This window comes from Burkholderia sp. Ac-20379, from assembly GCF_017104645.1.
Classification (GTDB): Bacteria; Pseudomonadota; Gammaproteobacteria; order Burkholderiales; family Burkholderiaceae; genus Burkholderia.
The window spans coordinates 22,486-48,048 of record NZ_JAAGPF010000016.1; the positions used below are offsets into that span (position 1 = coordinate 22,486).

The window sequence follows — 25,563 nt, forward strand, 5'->3', positions numbered from 1 at the left end:
ATGGGATCCGCCCTCTCAATTCCAGATATTCAGCGGCGACATCATCCAGAAGCCGACCACGACCACCCAGATCACGCAGATCGGCAGGAAGATCTTCCAGCCCAGGCGCATGATCTGGTCGTAACGGAAACGCGGAAACGTCGCGCGAACCCAGATGAAGACCGACAGCAGCATGAAGATCTTCAGCACGAGCCACACCACGCCCGGGATGAAGTGCAGGAAGCTGAACGGCGCGTCCCAGCCGCCGAGGAACAGCGTGGCCGCGAGCGCCGAGATCACGATCATGTTGATGTACTCGGCGAGGAAGAACAGCGCGAAGCCCATCCCCGAGTAGTCGACCATGTGACCCGCCACGATTTCCGATTCGCCTTCCACCACGTCGAACGGGTGGCGGTTCGTTTCCGCGATGCCCGAGATGAAGTAGATGACGAACACCGGCAGCAGCGGCAGCCAGTTCCAGGACATGAAGTTGATGCCGTGATGCGCGAAATAACCGTGCTGCTGCGAGATCACGATGTCCGAGAAATTCAGGCTGCCGGCCGTCATCAGCACCAGCACGAGCGCGAAGCCCATCGAGATTTCGTAGGACACCATCTGCGCCGCGGCGCGCATCGCGCCGAGAAACGCGTACTTCGAGTTCGACGCCCAGCCGGCGAGAATCACCGCGTAGACGCCGACCGACGAAATCGCCATCGCATACAGCAGGCCGGCATTGACGTTGGCCAGCACGGCGCCGGCCTGGAACGGGATCACCGCCCACACCGCGAACGCCGGCACCACCGTCATGATCGGCGCGATCATGTAGAGCCAGCGGCTGGCCGCCGTCGGCTGGATCACTTCCTTGAGCAGCAGCTTCAGCACGTCGGCGATCGGCTGCAGCAGCCCGCCCGGGCCGACCCGGTTCGGGCCGAGACGCACGTGCATCCAGCCGATCAGCTTGCGTTCCCAGAGAATCAGATAGGCGACGCTCAGCAGGATCACGACGCAGACGACGAGGATCCGCACGAGCGCCCATACGGTCGGCCATGCCGCGCCGAGCAGCTCGGTACCGCCCGAATTGATCGTATCGAACAAGCTCATTTACGCCTTCTCCACCACGAGTTCACCGGACAGGCCGCCGAGCACCGCGCCGGCGGAGGTGGCCGCCGACACACGCACGACCGTTGCGGCCAGGTTCGCGTCGAGCACGGCAGGCAGTTCGACCGAGCGGCCGCCCTGGCTGATGCGCACCGCGTCGCCGTTCTGGAGGCCGAGGCGCTCAAACAGCGCAGCCGGCAAGCCGGCCGAATGCGCGGCTTTCGCCGCCACCGTCAGATGCAGCGCACCGGCACGGCGCGTCAGCGGATCGGCGTGATAGATCGGCACGTCGGCCAGGCGTTCGAGCGAGCCGCTGGCCGCTTGCGCAACCGCGCGGGCCGGCGCCACGCCGGTTGCGTTCGACAGACGCGACGAGAGATCGCCATCGCCGAGCGCGGCGAGCCGCACTTCGTCGGACGTTTCGTATTCGAAATTCGGCAGGCCGAGCAGGCTGCCGAGCACGCGCAGCACCTTCCAGCCCGGGCGGGTATCGCCGAGCGGACGCACCACGCCGTTGAACGACTGCGCGCGACCTTCGGCGTTGACGAAGGTACCGGCCGTTTCGGTGAACGGCGCGATCGGCAACAGCACGTCGGCGTAATCGGCGCCGAACTTGAACGGCGACATCACGACGACCATTTCCGCCTGATCGAGCGCGGCACGCGCGGCAACCGGATCGGCCGTATCGAATTCGGGTTCGACGTTGAGCAGCACGTAGCCCTTGCGCGGCTGAGCGAACACGTCGCGCGCGTTCAGGCCGCCCTCGCCCGGCAGCGCGCCGACGAGGTGAGCGCCCACCGTGTTGGCCGCTTCGGTCAGGAAACCGAGCGTGGCGCCGCTATGTTCGGCGATCCACTGCGCAACCGCGTGGATCTGCGCGAACTGCGGATGACGCACCACGGCGTTGCCGAGCAGCACGACGCGGCGTTCGCCGATCGTGAGCGACTTGGCGACCGCCTGGGCTTCGGCCGAGGCTTCGATGCCGGCCAGCGAGTCGGGCAGCGCCGCACCGCTTGCCTGCGCGACGGCGGCAGCGATGCCGGCCAGCGTGTCGAGCCATGCCGACGGCGCGGCGACGATGCGCTTCGACGTCGGGATCAGCGCGTCATCGCTGGTGGCGTGCAGCATGTGAACCTGCGCGCCGGTCTTGGCGGCCTGACGCAGGCGTGCGGCGAACAGCGGATGATCGCGGCGCAGCGTCGAACCGACCACGAACGCGGCATCGATATTCGACAGATCGGCGATCGGCATGCCGAGCCACGGCGCCCCCGAAACGGGCGCGGAGAAATCGGTCTGGCGCAAACGGAAATCGACGTTCGGCACCTTGAGCTCGCGGGCGAGCTGCGCGACGAGGAACAGTTCCTCGACCGTGCTGTGCGGGCTGGCGAGCGCGGCCAGCGCATTCGCGCCATGATCGGCGGCGATGCCCTTCAGGCCCTTCGCGACATATTCGAGCGCGGTTTGCCAGTCGGTTTCGACCCATTGACCGCCCTGCTTCAGCATCGGCTTGGTCAGACGCTCTTCGCTGTTGAGGCCTTCGTACGAGAAGCGATCCTTGTCCGAGATCCAGCACTCGTTGACGGCTTCGTTCTCGAGCGGCAGCACGCGCATCACGCGGTTGTTCTTGACCTGCACGACGAGGTTCGCGCCGACGGAATCGTGCGGGCTCACCGACTTGCGGCGCGACAGTTCCCAGGTACGGGCGCTGAAACGGAACGGCTTGCTCGTCAGTGCGCCAACCGGGCACAGATCGATCATGTTGCCGGACAGTTCGGAATCGACCGTCTTGCCGACGAACGTCGTGATTTCCGAGTGCTCGCCGCGGCCGAGCATGCCGAACTCCATCACGCCGGCGACTTCTTCGCCGAACCGCACGCAACGCGTGCAGTGGATGCAGCGCGACATCTCTTCCATCGAGATCAGCGGGCCGACGTTCTTGTGGAACACGACGCGCTTTTCCTCGCGATAGCGCGACGCCGACTTGCCGTAGCCGACCGCCAGATCCTGCAATTGACACTCACCGCCCTGATCGCAGATCGGGCAGTCGAGCGGGTGATTGATCAGCAGGAATTCCATCACGGCCTGCTGTGCCTTGACGGCCTTGTCCGAGTGCGTGCGCACGATCATCCCGGCCGACACCGGGGTGGCGCAGGCCGGCACGGCCTTCGGCATTTTCTCGACATCCACGAGACACATGCGGCAGTTGGCCGCAACAGACAGCTTTTTGTGGTAGCAGAAGTGAGGAATATACTTGTCGGCCTTGTGCGCAGCCTGGATCACCATGCTGCCCTCGGGCACCTCGACCTTCTTCCCGTCTATCTCAAGTTCAACCATGATGATGTATGGTCCTTAACCTTTAGCGCTCGCTCGCGCTCTCGCCCGTCGGGGCGCTGATGTTTCGCAATCGGGTTTCGCTTCAGGCCGCCACGGCGGACGGCGCATGCGAGTGACTGCCGACCATGCAATGCTTGTGTTCGACGTGATACGCGAATTCGTCCCAGTAGTGCTTCAGCATGCCGCGCACCGGCATCGCCGCGGCGTCGCCGAGTGCGCAGATGGTGCGGCCCATGATGTTTTCGGCCACCGAGTTCAGCAGTTCCAGATCTTCCTTGCGGCCTTCGCCGTTTTCGATCCGCTTCACGACCCGATACAACCAGCCGGTGCCTTCACGGCACGGCGTGCACTGACCACACGATTCTTCATGGTAGAAATACGACAGACGAAGCAGCGCGCGCACCATGCAGCGCGTTTCGTCCATCACGATCACCGCGCCGGAACCGAGCATCGAGCCGGCCTTCGCGATCGAGTCGTAATCCATGTCGGTTTGCATCATCTGCTCGCCCGGGATGACCGGCGCCGACGATCCACCCGGAATCACGGCCTTCAGCTTGCGGCCACCGCGCATCCCGCCGGCCAGTTCGAGCAGCGCCGAGAACGGCGTGCCGAGCGGCACCTCGTAGTTGCCCGGACGCTCGACGTCGCCCGACACCGAGAAGATCTTGGTGCCGCCGTTGTTCGGCTTGCCGATCTCGAGGTAGGTCTGCGGGCCGACCGTCAGCAGGAACGGCACGGCGGCGAAGGTTTCCGCGTTGTTGATCGTAGTGGGCTTGCCGTACACGCCGAAGCTCGCCGGGAACGGCGGCTTGAAGCGCGGCTGGCCCTTCTTGCCTTCGAGCGATTCGAGCAGAGCCGTTTCCTCGCCGCAGACATACGCGCCATAGCCATGGTGCGCATGCAGCTGGAACGAGAAATCCGAACCGAGAATGTTGTTGCCGAGCAGGCCTGCGGCACGCGCTTCTTCGAGCGCCGCCTCGAAACGGCGGTAGACCTCGAAGATCTCGCCGTGGATGTAGTTGTAGCCGGCCGTGATGCCCATCGCGTAGGCGCCGATAGCCATGCCCTCGATCACCGAGTGCGGGTTCCAGCGCAGGATGTCGCGATCCTTGAACGTGCCCGGCTCGCCTTCGTCCGAGTTGCAGACGAGGTATTTCTGGCCCGGGAACTGACGCGGCATGAAGCTCCACTTCAGGCCGGTCGGGAACCCCGCACCGCCGCGGCCGCGCAGGCCCGATGCCTTGACATCGGCGATCACCTGCTCGGGCGGAATTTTTTCTTCGACGATCCGGCGCAGCTGGGCGTAACCGCCGCGCGCGACGTAATCTTCGAGACGCCAGTTCTCGCCGTTCAGGTTGGCGAGGATCAGCGGTTTGATGTGACGATCGTGGAGGGACGTCATTTCGAAAGCTCCTCAAGCAGCTGGTCGATCTTGTCGCGGCTCATGAAGCTGCACATCTTGTGATTGTTGAGCAGCAGGACGGGCGCATCGCCGCACGCGCCGAAACATTCGCCTTCCTTCAGCGAAAACTTGCCGTCGGGCGTGGTTTCGCCGAAGTCGATACCGAGCTTCTGCTTCAGATATTCGGCCGTGGCCTCGGCGCCGCCATGCGGGCCAAGCTGGCACGGGAGATTCGTACAGAGCGTGAGCTTGTGTTTCCCAACCGGCTTGAGCTCGTACATCGTGTAGAACGTCGCGACCTCCTGCACGGCGACGGCCGGCATGCCGAGATAGTCCGCGACGAACTGCATCAGTTCGGGCGCAAGCCAGCCGTGCTCTTCCTGAGCAACGGCCAGCGCCGACATCACGGCGGACTGTTTCTGATCGGCGGGATACTTCGCGATCACGCGATCGATTTCTTTCAGGCCTTCAGCTGAGATCATTTTCAGACACGACTCTTTCAATTCCTACCGAACGAACAACCTGCCGCGGGAACCGGAACGGCAGACCTGGCGCTCACTGTTGACTGCCTGCAAACGCACACCGGGACGGAGCGCACGTTGCAAGGCCTTGCTGCTTGCTGCCCGTTCTACGCGGGCAGCATGACGATCAGCGGTCGATTTCGCCGAACACGATGTCCTGCGTACCGATGATCGTGACCGCATCGGCAATCATGTGGCCGCGCGCCATTTCGTTGAGCGCGGAGAGATGCGCGTAACCGGGTGCGCGAATCTTCAGCCGGTACGGCTTGTTCGCGCCGTCGGACACGAGATAGATACCGAACTCGCCCTTCGGGTGCTCGACCGCTGCGTAGGCTTCGCCTTCCGGCACGTGGAAGCCTTCGGTGAACAGCTTGAAGTGGTGAATCAGGTCTTCCATGTTCGACTTCATGTCGACACGTTTGGGCGGCGTAACCTTGTGATTGTCGGTCATCACCGGCCCCGGATTCTTCCGCAGCCACTCAATACACTGTTTCGCGATGCGGCAAGACTGGCGCATTTCCTCGACACGCACGAGATAGCGATCGTAGCAATCGCCGTTCACGCCCACCGGGATATCGAAATCGAGCTTGTCGTACACCTCGTACGGCTGCTTCTTGCGCAGATCCCACTCGATGCCCGAACCGCGCAGCATCGCGCCCGTCAGGCCGAGCTGCAACGCGCGCTCGGGGCTGACGACGCCGATCCCGACCAGACGCTGTTTCCAGATCCGGTTGTCGGTCAGCAGCGTTTCGTACTCGTCGATGCACTTCGGGAAACGCGTGAAGAAATCGTCGATGAAGTCGAGAACCGAACCCTGGCGCGCCTCATTCATCTTCGACAGCGCCTTCTCGTTGCGAATCTTCGACGCCTTGTATTGCGGCATTGCGTCAGGCAGATCGCGATAGACGCCGCCCGGCCGGTAGTAGGCCGCGTGCATGCGCGCGCCCGACACGGCTTCGTAGACGTCCATCAGATCTTCCCGCTCGCGGAACGCGTAGAGGAACACCGCCATCGCGCCGACGTCGAGCCCATGCGAGCCGATCCACATCAGGTGGTTCAGCACGCGAGTGATTTCGTCGAACAGCACGCGGATATATTGCGCGCGCTCGGGCACATCGATGCCGAGCAGCTTTTCGATCGCCAGCACGTAACCGTGCTCGTTGACCATCATCGACACGTAGTCGAGACGATCCATGTACGGCACGGACTGGATGAAGGTCTTGTTTTCGGCGAGCTTTTCGGTGCCGCGATGGAGCAGGCCGATGTGCGGATCGGCGCGCTGGATCACTTCGCCGTCGAGCTCAAGCACGAGGCGCAGCACGCCGTGCGCTGCCGGGTGCTGCGGACCGAAGTTGAGCGTGTAGTTCTTGATGTCAGCCATACCGCCCTCTTAATGTTTCAGGCCGCCGTAGCGATCCTCGCGGATCACGCGCGGCGTGATTTCCCGCGGCTCGATCGTCACCGGCTGGTAGACGACGCGCTTCTCTTCCGGGTCGTAACGCATTTCGACGTAGCCCGACAGCGGGAAGTCCTTGCGGAACGGATGGCCGATGAAGCCGTAGTCGGTCAGGATGCGGCGCAGGTCGGGATGGCCTTCGAAGACGATGCCGAACAGGTCGAACGCTTCGCGCTCGTACCAGTTCGCCGAATTCCAGATGTCGACCACCGACGGCACGATCGGCAGATCGTCGTCGGGCGCGAACACGCGCAGGCGCAGGCGCCAGTTGTTCGTGATGGAGAGCAGTTGCAGAACCGCGGCGAAACGCGGGCCGTCGTAGGCGCCATCGCCGTAGGTTTGATAGTCGACGCCGCAAAGGTCGACCAGTTGCTCGAAGCCGAGCTTGCGGTCGTCGCGCAGCAGCGTCGCGACTTCGAGATAGTCGCGCGCACGCACGACCAGCGTCAGTTCGCCAATGGCCTCGGTCAGGCTGACCACACGCTCGCCGAGCGCGGTCTCGAGGTTGGCTTTGAGGGTCTCGATTTTGCTTGCCATATTGTGGGTGCTCGGGACTTTATTGACGGGCGATGGTGCTGGTCCGGCGGATCTTCGCTTGTAGCTGAATCACGCCATAGACAAGCGCCTCGGCTGTCGGCGGACACCCTGGCACGTACACATCGACGGGCACGATACGATCGCAACCGCGCACGACGGAATAGGAATAGTGATAGTAGCCGCCGCCGTTGGCGCACGACCCCATCGAAATCACCCAGCGCGGCTCGGCCATCTGGTCGTAGACGCGGCGCAATGCCGGCGCCATTTTGTTGCACAGCGTGCCGGCGACGATCATCACGTCGGACTGACGCGGGCTCGGACGAAACACGACGCCGAAGCGGTCGAGATCGTACCGGGCTGCGCCCGCATGCATCATCTCAACCGCGCAGCACGCCAGACCGAATGTCATCGGCCAGAGGGACCCCGTGCGCGTCCAGTTGATCAGTTTGTCGGCCGTGGTGGTGACAAACCCTTCCTTCAAGACCCCTTCGATACTCATTGCTTTCCACTCCTGACAGGCGGCGGAGAGTGGCCGCCTCACGCAAACCGGTGATTGACCCGCCCATTATTCCCAGTCGAGACCGCCCTTTCTCCAGATGTAGGCGAAACCCAGCAGGAATTCGAGCAGGAAGATCATCATGGCCATGAAACCGGGCCAGCCGATGTCGCGAAGGGCGACACCCCAAGGAAACAGGAAAGCGGTTTCGAGATCGAAAATAATGAACAGGATAGCGACGAGGTAATAGCGCACGTCGAACTTCATGCGCGCATCCTCGAAAGCCTCGAAACCGCACTCGTACGGTGAGTTCTTTTCGCTGTTGGGCTTGTTGGGACCGAGGACCTTCCCGATGCCGACCAGTGCCACCCCTAATCCAAGGCCTACGATGAGGAACAGCAAGACGGGGTAATAGGCAGCGAGGTTCAAGGCAATCCTCTATCGGTTAGTTCTGATCGGAGCGAAGCATATCACCTTCCGAGCAAAGGGTCATTTCGGACTGCATGCTATTGCGAGGCAAAGCAAAACGGGAGCCTGAAATGAAAAATGCCAGCCGCTGAAGCAGGCTGGCATTACAAAACTTGGTGCCGACGGCGAGACTCGAACTCGCACAGCTTTCGCCACTACCCCCTCAAGATAGCGTGTCTACCAATTTCACCACGTCGGCACTGCGGCAATTGCCCGGGAAATCCAAATCCGTTCAATCGCGACAAGAGTTAAATTATAGCCCGATTTTTTCGAACTGATCAACCACTATTTTCTAATTTTCCGGCTTTTTTACTTCGGAACGTCTTGGCTCGACGTCGACGCCGGCACCGCGGCCGAGGCGCCCGACGTTGCGGCCGGAACCGACGCGCCGGAAGCCGTTGCAGGCTGGGACGCGGCAGCGGCCGAGGCCGGCACGGCCTGGCCGCCGAGCAGGCCGATCGACGGCGCCGACTTGTACGAACCGAGATACGTCAGCGCGAGCGTCGAAATGAAAAACACAGTTGCCAGGATTGCCGTAGTGCGCGACAGAAAATTCGCCGAGCCGGTCGCACCGAACAGGCTGCCCGACGCGCCGCTGCCGAACGCGGCGCCCATATCGGCACCCTTGCCGTGCTGAAGCAGCACCAAGCCAATCACGCCAAGCGCGGACAGAACCTGCACCACGATAATCAAGACTTTCAGAAAAGACATCTCATTCACCCGAATTGTGGGATCGCCGCGCACACCCCGTGCGCCATCCCGGATTCACAAACACATGGCGGGTTGCCGCGCCGTTTATTGCGCCGCGCGGCAAATCGCCAGGAAATCATTGCTCTTCAACGACGCGCCGCCGATCAGGCCGCCGTCGATATCCGGCTGACCGAACAGCTCGGCCGCATTCTCCGGCTTCACGCTGCCGCCGTAGAGCACCGATACGTGCCCCACATCCTTCGCCTCGAGCCGCGAGCGCAGGAACGCGTGCACCTGCTGCGCCTGCTCCGACGTGGCGCTCTTGCCCGTGCCGATCGCCCAGACCGGCTCGTAGGCCACCACGATGCGCGCGGCCTCGTCGGCCGACAGCACCGCCAGCACGGCGTCGAGCTGCTCGCCGACCACCTGCTCGGTGGCGTCCGACTCGCGCTCTGCCAGCGTTTCGCCAACGCAGACGATCGGCGTCAGGCCTGCCGCCAGCGCGCGCTGCGCCTTCACGGCAACCAGATCGCTCGACTCGCCGTGGTACGTCCGGCGCTCCGAATGGCCGACCAGCGCATACTTCGCGCCGAATTCGGCGATCATCGCCGCCGCCACTTCGCCGGTATAGGCACCCTGCTCGTGCGCCGACACGTCTTGCGAGCCAACTGCCACGCGGCCGCCCGCCAGCAATTCGCCTGCCTGCGCCAGATACGGAAACGGCACGCAAACGCCGATCTCGACGTCGGCCGGCACATCCTTGGCGCCCGCGAGCACGTCGTTCAGCAGCGTGCGATTGCCGTCGAGACGGCCGTGCATTTTCCAGTTACCGACTACCCGCTTCACTCGTTCTGTGGACATCGTTTCTCGTATCTCGAACTGAATCTTCGTCGTAACGCCCGCCCGGCCGGCGAGCTCGCAACTATGGCTGAACCGGTTGGACGAAGCAAACCGGCGATTTTACTTCGACGGGCAAGAACCGGTCAAACCGGAAATGTCAAGCGCTTGCACCCCAATCGAGCACGATCTTGCCGATGTGTTCGCTGCTTTCCATCAATGCATGCGCCTGCGCAGCCTCCTCGGCCGGCAGCACGCGATAGACCACGGGCCGCACGGTGCCGTCCTCGATCAACGGCCACACGGTTTCCTTCAGTTGCGCGGCGATCCGCGCCTTGAATTCGACGGCGCGCGGGCGCAGCGTCGAGCCGGTGATCGTCAGGCGCCGGCGCAGAATCTCGCCCAGGCTGACTTCGGCCTTCGCGCCGCCGAGCAACGCGATCACCACCAGCCGGCCGCCGTCGGCCAGCGCGCTCAATTCGCGCGGCACGTAAGGCCCGGCCACCATGTCCAGAATCACGTCGGCGCCACGATCGTTGGTCAGCGACTTCACCACGTCGACGAAATCCTCGGTCTTGTAGTTGATCGCGCGTTCGGCGCCGAGCGCCTCGCACGCCCGGCATTTTTCATCGGTACCGGCCGTCGCGAACACGCGATAACCCAGCGCGTGCGCGATCTGGATCGCCGTCACGCCGATCCCGCTCGAGCCGCCCTGCACCAGCAGGGTTTCCTGCTCGCCGCCTTCGCCACGGCCGAGCAGCCCGCGATCGAACACGTTGCTCCAGACCGTGAAGAACGTTTCGGGCAGGGACGCCGCCTCGATATCGGTCAGACCGGCCGGCACGGGCAGGCACTGCGCCAGCGGCGCCGCGACGTACTCGGCATAGCCGCCGCCGGCCAGCAGCGCGCACACGCGGTCGCCGAGCTTGAGCCCGAACGGGTTCGCGGCCCCTTCGCCGAACGCCCCGCCGACGATCTCGCCCGCCACCTCCAGACCCGGCAGATCGGAGGCACCGGGCGGCGGCGCATAGGCCCCCTTGCGCTGCAGGACGTCGGGCCGGTTGATGCCGGACGCCGCCACCTTGATCAGCACTTCACCGCGCTTCGGATCCGGCCGGGGCCGCTCGACGAGCTTGAGCACGTCGGGCGCGCCGAATTCGGTGATTTCGATCGCCTTCATTTGGGTCGCTCCAAGATAGGGACGGGCCTGCGCCGATTCACGACGCAGGCCCGTCCATCCTGCAGGAAAAACGGCCGGCCCGCTGGTGCGGGCGGCCGCTTTCGTCACGCTTACTGCTGCGGCGCGTCGCCTTGGCCTGCTTCGTTCAGCAGTGCCTTGGCCGACAGACGCACACGGCCCTTCTCGTCCACCTGGATGACCTTGACCTTAACGACCTGGCCTTCCTTCAGGTAATCGTTGATGTCCTTCACACGCTCGTTGACGATTTCCGAGATGTGCAGCAGGCCATCCTTGCCCGGCAGCAGGTTCACAATCGCGCCGAAGTCGAGGAGCTTCAGCACCGCGCCTTCGTAGACCTGACCGAGTTCGATTTCGGCCGTGATCTGCTCGATGCGCTTCTTCGCTTCGGCCATGCCTTCGCTGCTCGTGCTCGCGATGGTCACGACGCCGTCGTCGGAGATGTCGATCGTGGTGCCCGTTTCTTCGGTCAGCGCGCGGATCACCGAACCGCCCTTGCCGATCACGTCGCGGATCTTTTCCGGATTGATCTTGACGGTGATCATGCGCGGTGCGAACTCGGACATCTGCGTGTTCACGCCCGCCACGGCTTCCTTCATCTTGCCGAGGATATGCAGACGGCCGTCCTTGGCCTGGGCCAGTGCGACCTGCATGATTTCCTTCGTGATGCCCTGGATCTTGATGTCCATCTGCAGGGCCGTCACGCCGGCTTCGGTACCCGCAACCTTGAAGTCCATGTCGCCGAGGTGATCTTCGTCGCCGAGGATGTCGGTCAGCACCGCGAACTTGTTGTCTTCGAGGATCAGGCCCATGGCGATGCCGGCGACGTGCGCCTTCATCGGCACGCCGGCGTCCATCAGCGCCAGGCAGCCGCCGCAGACCGAAGCCATCGACGACGAACCGTTCGATTCGGTGATTTCCGACACGACGCGGATCGAGTAGCCGAATTCCTCGGCGCTCGGCAGGCAGGCGACCAGCGCGCGCTTCGCGAGGCGGCCGTGGCCGATTTCGCGACGCTTCGGCGAGCCGACGCGGCCCGTTTCGCCGGTGGCGAACGGGGGCATGTTGTAGTGGAGCATGAAGCGCTCGCGGTATTCGCCTTCGAGCGCGTCGATGATCTGCTCGTCGCCCTTGGTGCCGAGCGTGGCCACCACCAGCGCCTGCGTTTCGCCGCGCGTGAACAGCGACGAACCGTGGGTGCGCGGCAGGACGCCGCTGCGGATTTCGATCGGGCGGACCGTGCGCGTGTCGCGGCCGTCGATGCGCGGCTCGCCGTTCAGTATCTGCGAGCGGACGATCTTGGCTTCGATGTCGAACAGGACGTTGCCGACCGTCGCCTTGTCGGCGGCCGTCGTGCCGGCGGCGGCCGCATCGGCTTCGAGCTTGGCCGAGGTGGCGGCGTAGACTTCCTTCAGCTTGGCCGAACGGGCTTGCTTGTCGCGGAGTTGGTAAGCAGCCAGCAGGCCGCCTTCGGCCGCTGCCGTGACGGCGGCGATCAGCGCCTCGTCCTTCGGCGCAGCTTGCCAATCCCACTCGGGCTTGCCGCCTTCGCGCACCAGCTCGTGGATCGCGTCGATGGCCGTTTGCATTTGTTCGTGACCGAACACCACGGCGCCGAGCATTACGTCTTCCGGCAGTTGGTCGGCTTCCGATTCGACCATCAGCACGGCACGTTCCGTACCGGCGACCACCAGATCCAGACGCGAGGCCTTGAGCTGCGCGCGCGTCGGGTTCAGGACGTACTGGTCATCGATGTAGGCCACGCGCGCGGCGCCGACCGGGCCATTGAACGGCAGGCCCGACACGGCCAGCGCAGCCGACGCGCCGATCAGCGCGGGGATGTCGGCCGGCACTTCCGGGTTGATCGACAGGACGTGGATCACGACCTGGACTTCGTTGTAGAAGCCTTCCGGGAACAGCGGGCGCAGCGGACGATCGATCAGGCGCGAGGTCAGCGTCTCGTGCTCCGACGGGCGGCCTTCGCGGCGGAAGAAGCCGCCCGGGATCTTGCCGGCGGAATAGGTCTTTTCGAGGTAGTCGACGGTCAGCGGGAAGAAATCCTGGCCCGGCTTGGCCGACTTGGCGCCCACGACGGTCGCCAGCACCACGGTGTCTTCGACGTCGACGATCACGGCGCCGCTCGCCTGACGGGCGATTTCGCCCGTTTCAAGACGAACCTTGTGCTGGCCCCACTGGAATTCCTTCACGACTTTGTTGAACAGAGACATGGTCGATCCTTGATGTGTTCATTGATGGCATGCGCCGCGCGGGATTGCGAACCGCATGCGCGGCGGCGGTGCGACCTGGCAGGACGGGAAGGAGGTGTGTTTTTTATGCCATTCCAGTGCGCGACTGGCGCTTGGCGGCAACCGCCGCACTGGAATGACACAAAGCTCCACCCGGCGACCAGGCCGGCGGGCGGCGCGTCCGGCTACGGACGGGCGCCCTCGGTACGGACAACGGCGAAACGCGACGTACCGCTGAAAAACAAAATGCCTGTATCAGCGGACTGACACAGGCATTTGCGAGAGGCGAACGTCGCCCCGCTTACTTACGCAGACCCAGCTTCTCGATCAGCGCGCGATAGCGGTCGGCATCCTTGCCCTTCAGGTAGTCGAGCAGCTTGCGGCGGCGGCTCACCATGCGCAGCAGGCCGCGGCGGCTGTGGTGATCCTTCGCGTGCGACTTGAAGTGACCCGTCAGCTCGACGATACGCGCGGTCAGCAGCGCAACCTGGACTTCGGGCGAACCCGTGTCGTTGGCGCCACGCGCGAAATTAGCAACAACTTCCGACTTCTTGATATCTGCAACCGACATGTGATTTCCTTTCTAGCGAACAGGCGGACACGGAAGAATGGCCGTGCCGTGATGGCTGCCGAATTGACAACCGGCGGGCATTGTAGCACAAGTCATCTGCCCGTCTAAGCCCCCGTCACAGCCCTGTCATCCGGCAGCCGGCGCGCGGCTGTCGCCCGGACATCCGGACAGCATTCCTTACAGTCGGGATGCAACGCACATTCAGGATGCGGATCATACCGGAGCGCGCCGCCCGGCTTGCGTGCGCGGCGCGTGACTTGATGCCCGGGCGGTGATACAACAGCGCATCGCATTCGACGGAGACCCGCATGTTTCGACGACTTCCCGTAGTGCTTGCCGTGGCGGCCACCCTGCTGGCCGGCTGCGCGCAACCGTGGCAGCGCTATCAGGCGGGAGAAGACCAATCGGCGCTGATCGCCCGTCTCGGCCCCCCGGCCGAAATCTACGACCTGCCCGACGGCGGCAAGCGCCTGATGTGGCCGACCCAGCCGATGGGCGAAACCACGACCGCCGCCGACGTCGACGCAGCCGGCAAGGTGCGCAGCATGCGCCAGGCACTGCAGCCGAACGAGTTCTATCGCGCCGAAATCGGCAAGTGGAAGAAGGCCGACGTGCTCGTCAATTTCGGCCGCCCCGAGGAAACCGCGTACTTTCCGCTGATGAAGCGCGAGGTGTGGACGTATCGCTATCTCGAGGACAACGTCTGGTACATGCTCTACAGCTTCTACTTCGACGATCAGGGCATCCTGCGCCTCACGCAAAAGACGCCCGACCCGCTGCACGACCCCGACCGCCGCGTGGCGTTCTGAGCGGCGGCGTCAAGCCTACAAAAAGCTGTCAATTTCAACAGGATTCAATCAGGCCATTTCAGCCAACCGGCGAAATGGCCTTTTTATTTACTTCTTCACATCGCAATGAAATCGGAAAAATAATCTTTACGTTATCAATCGAGTTTGCAGATTTTTCCGACCAAAGTCCTTGATGGTCGCCGCTTTTGCGAATTCGCCATGCACCATCGATCAGCCATTTCTTTTCCGAAATGGTGCAAATCGGATTCGCATTCCCGTAATTTGAAACAGAATGTTTCAGCGCCGCCGCGCATCCAGACAAACCCCTAATATTCCTTCCAACTAGCTTTCAATTCGGAAAGCGTGGCCGAACGTGTTGCTGTCCGCGCCGTTCATATTTCGTCCATTTGCAGAGGATTCCTGATGAATCGCGCCAAAAGCCTGCTTGCTGCCAACGTCGCCTGGGCGAGAGAAACCGCCGAGCGCGTGCCCGGCTTCTTCGATGCGTTGTCCCAGGGACAAAACCCGCGCGTGCTGTGGCTCGGCTGCTCCGACAGCCGCGTGCCCGCCGAATCGATCACGCACAGCGCGCCGGGCGAACTGTTCGTTCACCGCAACATCGCCAACCTGTTTCATCCCGACGACGACAACAGCGTCAGCGTGCTCGAATACGCGGTGCGCGTGCTGAAAGTGGACCACGTGATCGTGTGCGGCCATTACGGCTGCGGCGGCGTGCGCGCCGCGTTGCTGCCGCCGCCGGCCGATCTGCCGCACGTCGCGCGCCGCATCGCGCCGCTCTGCGCGCTCGCGGCCCGGCACCGCAATTCGCTCGACGCGCTGCCCGCCGACACCGCCGCGAACCGGCTCGCCGAACTGAACGTGCTGGAGCAGGTGCAACGGCTGCGCGAGCATCCGATCGTGCGCGACGGCACGCCCGCACCGCTCGTGCACGGCTGGATCTTTTCGTTGTCGGACGGCCTGCTGAACGTGCTGTCGTCGGGCTACGAATCGCCCGGCGCCGCCTCGCCGCAGGCAGCCGAATCCGACGCCCACGCCGATACCGGCACCCCGCGCGGCACGCTGAAGGCCGCCTGAATCCCGCGCGGCCGGGCTCGTGCCCCGGCCTGCGCGTCCGCCCTCTCGCTCTCCCCCTCCCATCATGACTCTACGCAACGTCTTCTCCACGTTTCCGCGCGACTTCGTCGCCGGCACCGTCGTGTTTCTCGTCGCGTTGCCGCTGTGCCTCGGCATTGCCAACGCGTCGGGCGTCGAACCGTTCGCGGGCCTGATCTCGGGCATCGTCGGCGGCCTCGTGGTCGCGTTCCTGAGCGGCTCGCCGCTGTCCGTCAGCGGGCCCGCGGCCGGCCTGGTGGTGATCGTCATCGACGGCATCGCCCAACTCGGCAGCTTTCCGGCCTTCCTGCTCGCCGTGGTGCTGTCGGGCCTGCTCCAGCTCGGCCTTGGCATGGTGCGCGCCGGCCAGTTGGCGGCCTACGTGCCGTCGCCCGTCATCAAGGGCATGCTGGCCGCAATCGGCCTGCTGCTGATCGTCAAGCAGGTGCCGTTCGCGCTCGGCCTGCACGGCGGCACCGCCGCGTTCAGCGCCCACGCGATCGGCGCGGCCGTCATCGCGGTGGCCTCGCTCGCGCTGCTGATCGCCTGGGATCTGCCCGCGCTGCGCCGCTTCGCGCTGGTGCGCAACGTGCCGGCGCCGCTCGTGGTGGTGGCGATCGGCATCGTCGCGACGCTCGCGCTGAACACGCTGCTGCCGGGCCTCGCGCCGCCCGCCGAACACCGTGTCGCGCTGCCGGCGCTCGACTCGCTGGCGTCGCTCGGCGGCGCGCTGCAGGCGGTGGAATTCGGCCCGCATTTCGCGCAACTGTGGAACCCGGACGTCTGGCGCGTGGCGATCACGCTCGCGATCGTCGCCAGCCTCGAAACGCTGTTGTCGCTCGAGGCGGTCGAACAGATCGACCCGAAACGCCGCCCGCCGCTGCCGAACCGCGAGCTGAAGGCGCAAGGCGTGGGCAACCTGGTGGCCGGCGCATTCGGCGGCCTGCCGATCACGTCGGTGATCGTGCGCAGCTCGGTGAACGTGCATGCGGGCGCGCAAAGCCGGATCTCGGCCGTGGTGCACGGCGTGCTGCTGCTCGTCAGCGTGTTCCTGCTGACCGAACTGATCAACCTGATCCCGCTCGCCACGCTCGCCGCGATCCTGATCCACACCGGCTTCAAGCTCGCCAAGCCGAAGCTGTTCCAGGCCGTCGCGAAACAGGGGCCGGCCGCGTTCATTCCGTTCGTCGCGACGATCGCCGGCGTGCTGGCAGTGGATCTGCTGTTCGGTATCGCGCTCGGCATCGTGATCAGCGTGCTGGCGGTGGCGCTGGCGAACCTGCGCAGCCCGGCCACGCTCGCACGGCACGACGATCATTACCTGCTGACGTTCCGCAAGGACGTCTCGTTTCTCGGCAAGGTGCAGGTCAAGCATTACCTGCGGCAGATCCCGGACCGCGCGATCGTGATCATCGACGCCACGCGCGCCGACACGATCGACCACGACGTGCGCGACCTGATCGACGCGTTCATCGCCGATGCGCCGGCGCGCGAGATCCTGGTCGACTACCGGCAGCCGCTGCGCGCGAACGCGAATCGCTGGTCGTTCTCGATGCCGCGCAATCCGGGCAGCACGTAACCGCACCGGCCAACGGCCTCTGCGCCGCCGGCCATGCCAAAACCAAACGCCCCGCGGGCCGTCAGGCCTCGCGGGGCGTTTTACATGCGTGGTTCGGTCTCGGGCCAGCCACACGGGCCAGCCCGGGCAACCATCACGAACGTTGCGGATTGAGCTTGTCGACGTCCGAATGCAGCTTGTTCAGCGCCGACAGATAAGCCTTGGCCGATGCCGCGACGATATCCGGATCGGTGCCGACGCCGTTGACGATCCGGCCGCTCTTCGACAGCCGCACCGTCACTTCGCCCTGCGCCTGCGTGCCGGTGGTGATCGCGTTGACCGAGTACAGCAGCAGCTCGGAGCCGCTGCCCACTTCGGATTCGATCGCGTTCAGCACGGCGTCCACCGGGCCGTTGCCGCGTGCCTCGCCCTTCACCTCGCTGCCGTCCACGGCGAACACGACCTTCGCCTCCGGCTGCTCGCCCGTTTCCGAGCGCTGCGACAGCGAGACGAACTTGTAGTGCTCGCGCTCGACCACGGCCGCCTCTTCCGAAACGATCGCGATGATGTCCTCGTCGAAAATCTCCGACTTGCGGTCGGCCAGATCCTTGAAGCGCATGAACGCGGCGTTCAGTTCGGTTTCGCTGTCGAGCGAGACGCCCAGTTCCTGCAGGCGCTGCTTGAACGCATTGCGGCCCGAGAGCTTGCCGAGCACGATCTTGTTCGCGGTCCAGCCCACGTCTTCCGCGCGCATGATTTCGTAGGTGTCGCGCGCCTTCAGCACGCCGTCCTGGTGAATGCCCGAGGCGTGCGCGAACGCGTTGGCGCCGACCACGGCCTTGTTCGGCTGCACGACGAAACCGGTGATCTGCGAAACGAGCTTCGACGCCGGGACGATCTGCGTCGTGTCGAGGCCGACGTCGAGACCGAAGTAATCCTTGCGCGTCTTCACGGCCATCACGATTTCCTCGAGCGAGGTGTTGCCTGCGCGCTCGCCGAGACCGTTGATCGTGCATTCCACCTGACGCGCGCCGCCGATCTGCACGCCGGCCAGCGAGTTCGCCACGGCCATGCCGAGGTCGTTGTGGCAGTGCACCGAGAAGATCGCCTTGTCCGAATTCGGGATGCGTTCACGCAGCGTCTTGACCAGGTTGCCGTACAGTTCCGGCACGCCGTAGCCGACCGTGTCGGCGATGTTGATGGTGGTCGCGCCCTCGGCGATCACGGCTTCCAGCACGCGGCAGAGGAAGTCCATGTCGGAGCGGCTGCCGTCTTCGGGCGAGAACTCGACGTTGTCGGTGAACTTGCGCGCGAAACGCACGGCCATGCGCGCCTGCTCGAACACCTGGTCCGGCGTCATCCGCAGCTTCTTCTCCATGTGCAGCGGCGACGTGGCGATGAAGGTGTGGATCCGGAAGCTCTCGGCCGGCTTCAGTGCGTCGGCGGCCCGCTGGATGTCCTTGTCGTTGGCGCGTGCCAGCGAGCAGATCGTGCTGTCCTTGATGAGGCCGGCGATCGTGTGGATCGCGTCGAAATCGCCGTTCGAGCTGGCCGCGAAGCCGGCTTCGATCACGTCGACCTTCATCCGTTCGAGCTGCTTGGCGATACGGATCTTTTCTTCCTTCGTCATCGACGCGCCGGGCGATTGTTCGCCGTCACGCAAGGTCGTGTCGAAAATGATCAGCTTGTCTGTCATGGGGAGGCTCCAGGGGGATCTTGTAGATGAACCAAAAAACGATGGAGTTCGCGCCACCGCTGGCGACGCTCTACAACAGACGAGGCTTGACGGAGGGCGAAACCGGTCAGCGCGGCAGGCGCGCTAGCGCTAGTGCGCGTAGGGGCGCACCGGCTTGAAGGAGGGAGAGGCGGGAAAATGCGGTCATGGCGGTGAATATAGCGGCATTCGGGCAGGCGTGCAATCGGGCCGCGTACCGGGCCGGGACGGCCAATGAAAAACGGCGACCGATGACGGTCGCCGTTGGTGCGATGCGCTGCGCACGGGAGCACGCCCCGGAAACCGGCGTCAGTGCTCGCGTTGCGACGATCTGGCCGGATTGGCCCGGCCGCGGATCGCCATATAGCCCCAGAACACATAGCCGGACAGCCCGTAGAGCACGAACAGCCCGAACAGCATCAGCGGCGGATCGGACGACACCAGCACGAACGCCACCACCACCAGCAGGATCGCCGCGAACGGCACGCGGTGCCGCACGTCGAGCGCCTTGCCGCTGTAGAACGGCGCGTTCGACACCATCGTGACGCCCGCGTAGATCGTCAGCACGAACGCCACCCACGGCAGCCAGCCGAGCTTGAGCGGCACGCGGTTGTCGGTGGCCAGCCAGACGAAGCCGGCGATCAGCGCCGCGGCGGCCGGGCTCGGCAGCCCCTGGAAGAAGCGCTTGTCGACCGAGCCGATGTTCGTGTTGAAGCGCGCGAGCCGCAGCGCGGCGCCCGAGCAATAGACGAACGCGGCGAGCCAGCCCCAGCGGCCGAGATCCTTGAGCACCCACTCGTACATCACGAGCGCCGGCGCGACGCCGAACGACACCATGTCGGACAGGCTGTCGAACTGCTCGCCGAACGCGCTTTGCGTATGCGTCATGCGGGCGACGCGGCCGTCCATGCCGTCCAGCACCATCGCCACGAAGATCGCGATCGCGGCGATCTCGAAGCGCACGTTCATCGCCTGCACGACGGCGAAGAAGCCGCAGAACAGCGCGGCCGTGGTGAACGCGTTCGGCAACAGGTAGATGCCGCGCGTGCGCAGGAACTGCTGGCGCGCGGCGCGGCGCGGTTCGGCGCCGGTATCGGCGCCGAGCACTTTGTTGTGCCGGAACGAGCGCGGCAGGGATTTGCCGTTGCGCGGCCGGCGGGGTTTGAATGCTGCCATCGAGCCTCCTGCCGCTTACAGCGGCAATTCAGCAAGAATCGTCGACGATGCGGAGACCTTTTCGCCGATCGTCACGCGCGCGCGGCTGCCGACCGGCAGATACACGTCGACGCGCGAACCGAAGCGGATGAAGCCGTAGCGCTGGCCGCGCGTGAGCGGCTCGCCGCTGCGCACGTAGCAGAGAATGCGCCGCGCCACGAGGCCGGCGATCTGCACCGAGGTGACGATGTGGTTGCTGCCGGTGTGGATCACGACCGCATTGCGCTCGTTCTCGGTGGACGCCTTGTCGATCGCCGCGTTCAGGAACGCGCCGGGGAAATACTCGACCTTGGTGATCGCGCCATCGACGGGCGAGCGCTGCGAGTGCACGTTGAACACGTTCATGAACACGCTGATCTTCAGCGCTTCGCGGTTCGCGTACGGATCGTGCGCGGTTTCCACCGCGACGATGCGGCCGTCGGCCGGGCACAGCACGGCATTGGCCTGGGTCGGGATCGGGCGCGGCGGGTCGCGGAAGAACTGCACCACGAAGGCGAGCAGCAGCCAGAACGGCCAGGCGAGGCCGAACCCCGCGACTGCATGGATCAACAGCGCGACGACGGCAGCGATCGCGATGAACGGCCAGCCTTCGCGCGCGATGATCGGATGAGGGTAGTTCATGGTGACGTTCGGTGAAGTGCAAAGACCCGTAGCATAACAAAAGCCGCCCTCGGCACTGCGGCCTTCGGGCGGCTTTTCGGAGCGGCCCCCGAAAACCGGGGCCGTCGTTCGGCGAACGCTTAGTTCTTCGACTGGTCGACCAGCTTGTTCTTCGCGATCCACGGCATCATCGCGCGCAGCTTCGAGCCGACTTGCTCGATCTGGTGCTCGGCCGTCAGGCGGCGGCGCGATTGCAGCGTCGGTGCGCCTGCCTTGTTTTCGAGGATGAAGCTCTTGGCGTACTCGCCCGTCTGGATGTCCTTCAGGACAGCCTTCATCGCCTTCTTGGTTTCTTCCGTGACGACGCGCGGGCCCGTCACGTATTCACCGTACTCGGCGTTGTTCGAGATCGAGTAGTTCATGTTCGCGATGCCGCCTTCGTAGATCAGGTCGACGATCAGCTTCAGTTCGTGCAGGCACTCGAAGTAGGCCATTTCCGGCGCGTAGCCGGCTTCGACCAGCGTTTCGAAACCGGCCTTGATCAGGTCGACGGTACCGCCGCACAGCACGGCTTGTTCGCCGAACAGATCGGTTTCGGTTTCTTCGCGGAAGTTCGTTTCGATGATGCCGGCACGGCCGCCGCCGTTCGCTGCCGCGTACGACAGCGCGACGTCGCGCGCTGCGCCCGACTTGTCTTGATGCACGGCGATCAGGTGCGGCACGCCGCCACCTTGCGAGTACGTGCCGCGAACCGTGTGGCCCGGGGCCTTCGGCGCGATCATGATCACGTCCAGATCCGCACGCGGGATCACTTGGCCGTAGTGGACGTTGAAGCCGTGTGCGAAGGCCAGCGCGGCGCCTTGCTTGGCGTTGGCATGGACTTCGTTTGCGTACACTTCGGCGATCTGCTCGTCCGGCAGCAGCATCATGACGACGTCGGCGCCCTTCACCGCTTCGGCGACTTCCTTGACCGTCAGGCCGGCGTTCTCGGCCTTGCTCCACGACGCGCCGTTCTTGCGCAGGCCGACCGTCACGTTCACGCCGCTTTCCTTCAGGTTCAGCGCGTGTGCGTGGCCTTGCGAGCCGTAACCGATGATCGTGACTTGCTTGCCCTTGATGAGGGAGAGGTCAGCGTCCTTGTCGTAGAAAACTTTCATGATCATTCCTTCGCAAATTCAGTGAGTTCGTTCAATGGGTACTGCTACCGGGGCATGACGGCGCACCCGGCTCCGTTCGATACGGCGGCGTCAAACCTTCAGGATGCGCTCGCCGCGACCGATGCCCGAGCTGCCGGTCCGCACGGTTTCGAGAATCGCGCCGGCGTCCAGCCCCTGGATGAATGCGTCGAGCTTGTCGCTCGCGCCCGTCAATTCGATGGTGTAGGTCTTTTCGGTCACGTCGATGATGCGGCCGCGGAAAATGTCCGCCATCCGCTTCATTTCTTCGCGCTCCTTGCCTACTGCCCGCACCTTGATCAGCATCAACTCGCGCTCGATATGCGCGCCGTCGGTCAGGTCCACGACCTTCACCACCTCGATCAGGCGATTCAGATGCTTCGTGATCTGTTCGATCACGTCGTCGGAGCCGATGGATACGATGGTCAGACGCGACAGCGAATTGTCTTCGGTCGGCGCCACCGTCAAGGTTTCAATGTTGTAGCCACGTGCCGAGAACAGGCCGACCACGCGCGAGAGCGCGCCCGGTTCGTTTTCCAGCAGCACGGAAATGATGTGTCGCATGTTCGCTTCTTCCCGATGAGGTCTCGACTAATCCAGTTCGAATGCACGCTGCGCGCCGCCCGGCGCCGCCCGCTCTTTGTGGAAGCGGGTGCGCGGGGCGCGACGCGCGAACGCGCCGTTACAGATCTTCCGATCCGAGCAGCATCTCGGTGATGCCCTTGCCGGCCTGAACCATCGGCCAGACGTTCTCGGTCGGATCGGTCTGGAAGTCGAGAAACACGGTGCGATCCTTCAGACGCAGCGCTTCCTTCAGCGCCGGCTCCACATCGGACGACTTTTCGATACGCATCCCGACGTGGCCGAACGCTTCGGCGAGCTTCACGAAATCAGGCAGCGCATCCATATAGGAATGGGAATAGCGCTTCTTGTATTCGATCTGCTGCCACTGGCGAACCATGCCGAGGTAGCGGTTGTTGAGCGAGATGATCTTGACGGGCGTGTCGTACTGCTTGCAGGTCGACAGTTCCTGGATGCACATCTGGATCGAGCCTTCGCCCGTGATGCACACCACGTCGTCGTCCGGATGGGCCATCTTGACGCCCATCGCGGCCGGCAGGCCGAAGCCCATCGTGCCGAGGCCGCCCGAGTTGATCCAGCGGCGCGGCTTGTCGAAGCGGTAGAACTGCGCGGCCCACATCTGGTGCTGGCCGACGTCGGAGCACACGTAGGCTTCGCCGTTGGTCAGCTTCCACAGCGTCTCGACGACGTGCTGCGGCTTGATGATTTCGCTTTCGCGGTCGAACTTCAGGCAATCCTTCGAGCGCCAGCCCTCGATGTCCTTCCACCATTGCGCGAGCGCTTCGGTGTCGGGGCCATGCTCGGCCGTCTGCAGTTGCTCGATCAGTTCCTTCAGCACTTCCTTGACGTCGCCGACGATCGGAATATCGACCTTGACGCGCTTGCTGATCGACGACGGATCGATATCGATATGGATGATCTTGCGCGGACGCGACGCGAAGTGCGCCGGATCGCCGATCACGCGGTCGTCGAAACGCGCGCCGATCGCGATCAGCACGTCGCAGTGCTGCATCGCCATGTTCGCTTCGTACGTGCCGTGCATGCCGAGCATGCCGAGGAACTTCGAATCGGAGGCGCGGTAGCCGCCCAGGCCCATCAGCGTGTTCGTGACCGGGTAGCCGAGCAGATCGGCGAACTGGTTCAGTTCGCGCGCCGCGTCGGCCAGGATGATGCCGCCGCCCGTGTAGATATACGGACGCTTGGCCGACAGCAGCAGCGAGACGGCCTTGCGGATCTGGCCCGAATGGCCCTTGGTGACCGGGTTGTACGAGCGCAGCGACACGCTCTTGACCGGTGCGTACTCGCACGGCGTTTTCGACACGTCCTTCGGAATGTCGATCAGCACCGGGCCGGGACGGCCGGTACGCGCGATGAAGAACGCCTTCTTGACCGTTTCGGCCAGGTCGCGCACGTCCTTCACGAGGAAATTGTGTTTGACGCAGGGGCGCGTGATGCCGACCGTGTCGCATTCCTGGAACGCGTCCAGGCCGATTGCGGCGGTGGGCACCTGCCCGCTGATCACCACGAGCGGGATCGAATCCATGTAGGCGGTGGCGATGCCGGTGACGGCATTCGTGACGCCCGGGCCGGACGTGACGAGACACACGCCGACGTTACCCGTCGATCGTGCGTACGCATCCGCCGCGTGCACTGCCGCCTGTTCGTGGCGCACGAGCACGTGCTGGATCTTTTCCTGCTTGTAGAGTTCGTCGTAGATGTAGAGAACCGAGCCGCCGGGGTAGCCCCAGATGAATTCGACGTTCTCGTCGGCCAGTGCCTGCATGAGCACGGTGGCGCCGATCGAGTCGCTCGAGGGGGCTGGAATGGGTTCCGACGTGGAGAATTCCGCGCTGGGCATGTTCATATCGACCTTTCGAATTTTCGGCAAAAAATTGATCGGGTGCTCTCTGCCGAACTTGTGATCCGGGTTCAAGCGGCGCGTCCAGTTGACAAGCTGGCTTCTTGGGCCAGCCTCAATTGAGACCATCACTTATGTTGCGAACCAGCGACGATATAGTGTCGCCGTCAAGCGGTCAAGAAAAAAATCCCGCCGCGTCGCCAGCGCCGCACCGCGGGCAGCGGCCGCCGGCGCTCCCGCCCGCCGCTGCGACGCCATGCAAGGTGCCGGCCGGCTCGAAAATTTGTTAGCATCCGCCCCGTTTACGAAATTTTTCGTCCTACCGCCCCCTCGAGCGCAGACCTTTTCACGGAATGGCATCAGACAAGGAACTCGCCGATTTTCTGACGAGCGTCGAACGGCGCGCGTTCAAGCAGGCCGCCTACGCCGTGCGCGACGACGACGCATCGCTCGACATCGTGCAGGACGCGATGATCCGGCTCGCCGAGAAGTACGGCGACCGGCCGCCGGCCGAGTTGCCCCTGCTTTTTCAGCGGATCCTGCAAAACGCGATCCACGATTACTTCCGCCGCCAGAAGGTTCGCAACACCTGGGTCAGCCTCTTCTCGTCGCTCGGCGGCAGCGACGACGAGGACTTCGACCCGCTCGAAACGCTCGATACGGCCGACAACGGCAACGGCATCGAGAGCAGCGAAACCCGCCTCGAACGGGAGCAGGTGCTCACGCTGATCGACGACGAAATCCGCAAGCTTCCGGCGCGTCAACGGGAAGCCTTCCTGATGCGTTATTGGGAGGATATGGATGTCGCCGAAACAGCCGCCGCCATGGGTTGTTCCGAAGGCAGCGTCAAGACGCACTGCTCACGGGCCACACACGCATTGGCACAAGCGCTCAAGGCCAAAGGAATCACGCTATGAGCTCCGCTCCCGAACTCAAAGAACTCGAATTTGCCCTGAAGATCCGCCGCGCGCTGGACGAACGCGCCACGGATCTGCCCCCGTCCGCCACCGACCGCCTGGCCGCGGCGCGGCGGGCCGCGCTCGCGCGCAAGAAACCCGACGCCGGCATCGTGCTGGTGCCGGCGCTCGCGGGCAACGTGGCAGGTGGCTTCGGCCTGCTGCCCGGCC

25 protein-coding genes and 1 tRNA gene are annotated in these 25,563 nt (G+C 64.2%); 5 read left to right on the forward strand and 21 right to left on the reverse strand.

Annotated elements, in window-relative coordinates; all coding sequences use genetic code 11:
• Positions 1–15: 15 nt before the first annotated feature.
• From nuoH to rpsO, 14 genes are all read right to left on the reverse strand, one after another.
• A complete protein-coding gene (gene nuoH / locus G3N92_RS03890) occupies positions 16–1,080 on the reverse strand; it encodes an NADH-quinone oxidoreductase subunit NuoH (protein ID WP_206126135.1) in 1,065 nt (354 codons plus the stop codon).
• Complete coding sequence (nuoG, locus tag G3N92_RS03895; protein WP_206126136.1) at positions 1,081–3,411, reverse strand: NADH-quinone oxidoreductase subunit NuoG; 2,331 nt, start codon at positions 3,409–3,411, stop codon at positions 1,081–1,083. It lies immediately after the preceding gene.
• An 82-nt stretch (positions 3,412–3,493) separates the two neighbouring features.
• Entirely contained in the window at positions 3,494–4,813 is a 1,320-nt protein-coding gene (nuoF, locus tag G3N92_RS03900; RefSeq protein WP_206126137.1) for an NADH-quinone oxidoreductase subunit NuoF, read from the reverse strand.
• Complete coding sequence (gene nuoE, locus G3N92_RS03905) at positions 4,810–5,295, reverse strand: NADH-quinone oxidoreductase subunit NuoE (RefSeq protein WP_206126138.1); 486 nt, start codon at positions 5,293–5,295, stop codon at positions 4,810–4,812. The genes nuoF and nuoE overlap by 4 nt, the downstream gene beginning before the upstream one ends.
• 166 nt (positions 5,296–5,461) lie before the next feature.
• Positions 5,462–6,715 (reverse strand): NADH-quinone oxidoreductase subunit D, encoded by a 1,254-nt coding sequence (locus tag G3N92_RS03910; protein WP_206126139.1) that lies wholly within the window; start codon positions 6,713–6,715, stop codon positions 5,462–5,464.
• 9 nt (positions 6,716–6,724) lie between these two features.
• On the reverse strand, positions 6,725–7,327 hold the full coding sequence (locus G3N92_RS03915; RefSeq protein WP_206126140.1) for an NADH-quinone oxidoreductase subunit C: 603 nt from the start codon (positions 7,325–7,327) through the stop codon (positions 6,725–6,727).
• A 19-nt stretch (positions 7,328–7,346) separates the two neighbouring features.
• On the reverse strand, positions 7,347–7,826 hold the full coding sequence (locus G3N92_RS03920) for an NADH-quinone oxidoreductase subunit B (protein ID WP_004186402.1): 480 nt from the start codon (positions 7,824–7,826) through the stop codon (positions 7,347–7,349).
• Positions 7,827–7,892: 66 nt separating this feature from the next.
• The gene (locus G3N92_RS03925) at positions 7,893–8,252 is read right to left on the reverse strand and encodes an NADH-quinone oxidoreductase subunit A (protein WP_206126141.1); all 360 of its coding nucleotides are present in this window, start codon (positions 8,250–8,252) and stop codon (positions 7,893–7,895) included.
• A gap of 153 nt (positions 8,253–8,405) precedes the next feature.
• Positions 8,406–8,490, reverse strand: a tRNA-Leu gene (locus G3N92_RS03930).
• Positions 8,491–8,600: 110 nt separating this feature from the next.
• Positions 8,601–9,002 carry a preprotein translocase subunit SecG gene (secG, locus tag G3N92_RS03935; RefSeq protein WP_206126142.1) on the reverse strand — a complete coding sequence of 134 codons (402 nt, stop codon included), beginning with the start codon at positions 9,000–9,002 and terminating at the stop codon, positions 8,601–8,603.
• A gap of 84 nt (positions 9,003–9,086) precedes the next feature.
• A complete protein-coding gene (tpiA, locus tag G3N92_RS03940; protein WP_206126143.1) occupies positions 9,087–9,842 on the reverse strand; it encodes a triose-phosphate isomerase in 756 nt (251 codons plus the stop codon).
• Positions 9,843–9,978: 136 nt separating this feature from the next.
• Positions 9,979–10,998 (reverse strand): NAD(P)H-quinone oxidoreductase, encoded by a 1,020-nt coding sequence (locus G3N92_RS03945; protein WP_206126144.1) that lies wholly within the window; start codon positions 10,996–10,998, stop codon positions 9,979–9,981.
• 110 nt (positions 10,999–11,108) lie between these two features.
• Complete coding sequence (gene pnp, locus G3N92_RS03950) at positions 11,109–13,244, reverse strand: polyribonucleotide nucleotidyltransferase (protein WP_206126145.1); 2,136 nt, start codon at positions 13,242–13,244, stop codon at positions 11,109–11,111.
• Positions 13,245–13,563: 319 nt separating this feature from the next.
• Positions 13,564–13,833: a 30S ribosomal protein S15 gene (rpsO, locus tag G3N92_RS03955; protein ID WP_206126146.1), complete on the reverse strand. Its 270-nt coding sequence runs from the start codon at positions 13,831–13,833 to the stop codon at positions 13,564–13,566.
• Between the two features lie 308 nt (positions 13,834–14,141).
• Between rpsO and G3N92_RS03960 the strand changes: the two genes are divergently transcribed.
• Positions 14,142–14,642 (forward strand): hypothetical protein, encoded by a 501-nt coding sequence (locus G3N92_RS03960; RefSeq protein WP_206126147.1) that lies wholly within the window; start codon positions 14,142–14,144, stop codon positions 14,640–14,642.
• Positions 14,643–14,700: 58 nt separating this feature from the next.
• On the opposite strand, the gene G3N92_RS03965 is transcribed toward G3N92_RS03960, so the two are convergent.
• Positions 14,701–14,943: a hypothetical protein gene (locus G3N92_RS03965; RefSeq protein WP_206126148.1), complete on the reverse strand. Its 243-nt coding sequence runs from the start codon at positions 14,941–14,943 to the stop codon at positions 14,701–14,703.
• Positions 14,944–15,044: 101 nt separating this feature from the next.
• Here G3N92_RS03965 and G3N92_RS03970 point away from each other — a divergent pair, with 101 nt between their 5' ends.
• Positions 15,045–15,716 (forward strand): carbonic anhydrase, encoded by a 672-nt coding sequence (locus tag G3N92_RS03970; RefSeq protein ID WP_206126149.1) that lies wholly within the window; start codon positions 15,045–15,047, stop codon positions 15,714–15,716.
• A 64-nt stretch (positions 15,717–15,780) separates the two neighbouring features.
• The gene (locus tag G3N92_RS03975; protein ID WP_206126150.1) at positions 15,781–17,313 is read left to right on the forward strand and encodes a SulP family inorganic anion transporter; all 1,533 of its coding nucleotides are present in this window, start codon (positions 15,781–15,783) and stop codon (positions 17,311–17,313) included.
• A gap of 133 nt (positions 17,314–17,446) precedes the next feature.
• Here G3N92_RS03975 and G3N92_RS03980 read toward each other — a convergent pair whose 3' ends face one another.
• The 6 genes from G3N92_RS03980 to G3N92_RS04005 all read right to left on the reverse strand — a co-directional run bounded on the left by G3N92_RS03980 (position 17,447) and on the right by G3N92_RS04005 (position 24,442).
• Positions 17,447–18,988 (reverse strand): 2-isopropylmalate synthase, encoded by a 1,542-nt coding sequence (locus tag G3N92_RS03980; protein WP_206126151.1) that lies wholly within the window; start codon positions 18,986–18,988, stop codon positions 17,447–17,449.
• A 327-nt stretch (positions 18,989–19,315) separates the two neighbouring features.
• Positions 19,316–20,182 (reverse strand): CDP-diacylglycerol--serine O-phosphatidyltransferase, encoded by an 867-nt coding sequence (pssA, locus tag G3N92_RS03985; RefSeq protein ID WP_206126152.1) that lies wholly within the window; start codon positions 20,180–20,182, stop codon positions 19,316–19,318.
• A 15-nt stretch (positions 20,183–20,197) separates the two neighbouring features.
• Positions 20,198–20,842: a phosphatidylserine decarboxylase gene (locus G3N92_RS03990; protein WP_206126153.1), complete on the reverse strand. Its 645-nt coding sequence runs from the start codon at positions 20,840–20,842 to the stop codon at positions 20,198–20,200.
• A gap of 119 nt (positions 20,843–20,961) precedes the next feature.
• On the reverse strand, positions 20,962–21,978 hold the full coding sequence (gene ilvC, locus G3N92_RS03995) for a ketol-acid reductoisomerase (protein WP_206126154.1): 1,017 nt from the start codon (positions 21,976–21,978) through the stop codon (positions 20,962–20,964).
• Positions 21,979–22,068: 90 nt separating this feature from the next.
• The gene (gene ilvN / locus G3N92_RS04000; RefSeq protein ID WP_013698880.1) at positions 22,069–22,560 is read right to left on the reverse strand and encodes an acetolactate synthase small subunit; all 492 of its coding nucleotides are present in this window, start codon (positions 22,558–22,560) and stop codon (positions 22,069–22,071) included.
• A gap of 118 nt (positions 22,561–22,678) precedes the next feature.
• The gene (locus tag G3N92_RS04005; RefSeq protein WP_206126155.1) at positions 22,679–24,442 is read right to left on the reverse strand and encodes an acetolactate synthase 3 catalytic subunit; all 1,764 of its coding nucleotides are present in this window, start codon (positions 24,440–24,442) and stop codon (positions 22,679–22,681) included.
• Between the two features lie 347 nt (positions 24,443–24,789).
• On the opposite strand from G3N92_RS04005, the gene G3N92_RS04010 reads away from it, so the two are divergent.
• A complete protein-coding gene (locus G3N92_RS04010) occupies positions 24,790–25,353 on the forward strand; it encodes an RNA polymerase sigma factor (protein ID WP_206126156.1) in 564 nt (187 codons plus the stop codon).
• On the forward strand, positions 25,350–25,563 hold a 214-nt coding region (locus G3N92_RS04015; protein WP_206126157.1), incomplete at its 3' end, for a DUF3619 family protein. The genes G3N92_RS04010 and G3N92_RS04015, both read left to right, overlap by 4 nt.

Bases quoted from the DNA above. Each gene is read 5' to 3' on its own strand.
- nuoG (WP_206126136.1), bottom strand. From the start codon at position 3,411: ATGGTTGAACTTGAGATAGACGGGAAGAAGGTCGAGGTGCCCGAGGGC.
- G3N92_RS03910 (WP_206126139.1), bottom strand. From the start codon at position 6,715: ATGGCTGACATCAAGAACTACACGCTCAACTTCGGTCCGCAGCACCCG.
- ilvN (WP_013698880.1), bottom strand. From the start codon at position 22,560: ATGCGACACATCATTTCCGTGCTGCTGGAAAACGAACCGGGCGCGCTC.
- pssA (WP_206126152.1), bottom strand. From the start codon at position 20,182: ATGGCAGCATTCAAACCCCGCCGGCCGCGCAACGGCAAATCCCTGCCG.
- G3N92_RS03970 (WP_206126149.1), top strand. From the start codon at position 15,045: ATGAATCGCGCCAAAAGCCTGCTTGCTGCCAACGTCGCCTGGGCGAGA.
- pnp (WP_206126145.1), bottom strand. From the start codon at position 13,244: ATGTCTCTGTTCAACAAAGTCGTGAAGGAATTCCAGTGGGGCCAGCAC.
- tpiA (WP_206126143.1), bottom strand. From the start codon at position 9,842: ATGTCCACAGAACGAGTGAAGCGGGTAGTCGGTAACTGGAAAATGCAC.
- nuoH (WP_206126135.1), bottom strand. From the start codon at position 1,080: ATGAGCTTGTTCGATACGATCAATTCGGGCGGTACCGAGCTGCTCGGC.
- G3N92_RS04010 (WP_206126156.1), top strand. From the start codon at position 24,790: ATGGCATCAGACAAGGAACTCGCCGATTTTCTGACGAGCGTCGAACGG.
- G3N92_RS03975 (WP_206126150.1), top strand. From the start codon at position 15,781: ATGACTCTACGCAACGTCTTCTCCACGTTTCCGCGCGACTTCGTCGCC.
- ilvC (WP_206126154.1), bottom strand. From the start codon at position 21,978: ATGAAAGTTTTCTACGACAAGGACGCTGACCTCTCCCTCATCAAGGGC.
- secG (WP_206126142.1), bottom strand. From the start codon at position 9,002: ATGTCTTTTCTGAAAGTCTTGATTATCGTGGTGCAGGTTCTGTCCGCG.
- G3N92_RS03915 (WP_206126140.1), bottom strand. From the start codon at position 7,327: ATGGCAAGCAAAATCGAGACCCTCAAAGCCAACCTCGAGACCGCGCTC.
- G3N92_RS03980 (WP_206126151.1), bottom strand. From the start codon at position 18,988: ATGACAGACAAGCTGATCATTTTCGACACGACCTTGCGTGACGGCGAA.
- rpsO (WP_206126146.1), bottom strand. From the start codon at position 13,833: ATGTCGGTTGCAGATATCAAGAAGTCGGAAGTTGTTGCTAATTTCGCG.
- G3N92_RS04005 (WP_206126155.1), bottom strand. From the start codon at position 24,442: ATGAACATGCCCAGCGCGGAATTCTCCACGTCGGAACCCATTCCAGCC.
- G3N92_RS03990 (WP_206126153.1), bottom strand. From the start codon at position 20,842: ATGAACTACCCTCATCCGATCATCGCGCGCGAAGGCTGGCCGTTCATC.
- G3N92_RS03960 (WP_206126147.1), top strand. From the start codon at position 14,142: ATGTTTCGACGACTTCCCGTAGTGCTTGCCGTGGCGGCCACCCTGCTG.
- G3N92_RS03920 (WP_004186402.1), bottom strand. From the start codon at position 7,826: ATGAGTATCGAAGGGGTCTTGAAGGAAGGGTTTGTCACCACCACGGCC.
- nuoF (WP_206126137.1), bottom strand. From the start codon at position 4,813: ATGACGTCCCTCCACGATCGTCACATCAAACCGCTGATCCTCGCCAAC.
- nuoE (WP_206126138.1), bottom strand. From the start codon at position 5,295: ATGATCTCAGCTGAAGGCCTGAAAGAAATCGATCGCGTGATCGCGAAG.
- G3N92_RS03945 (WP_206126144.1), bottom strand. From the start codon at position 10,998: ATGAAGGCGATCGAAATCACCGAATTCGGCGCGCCCGACGTGCTCAAG.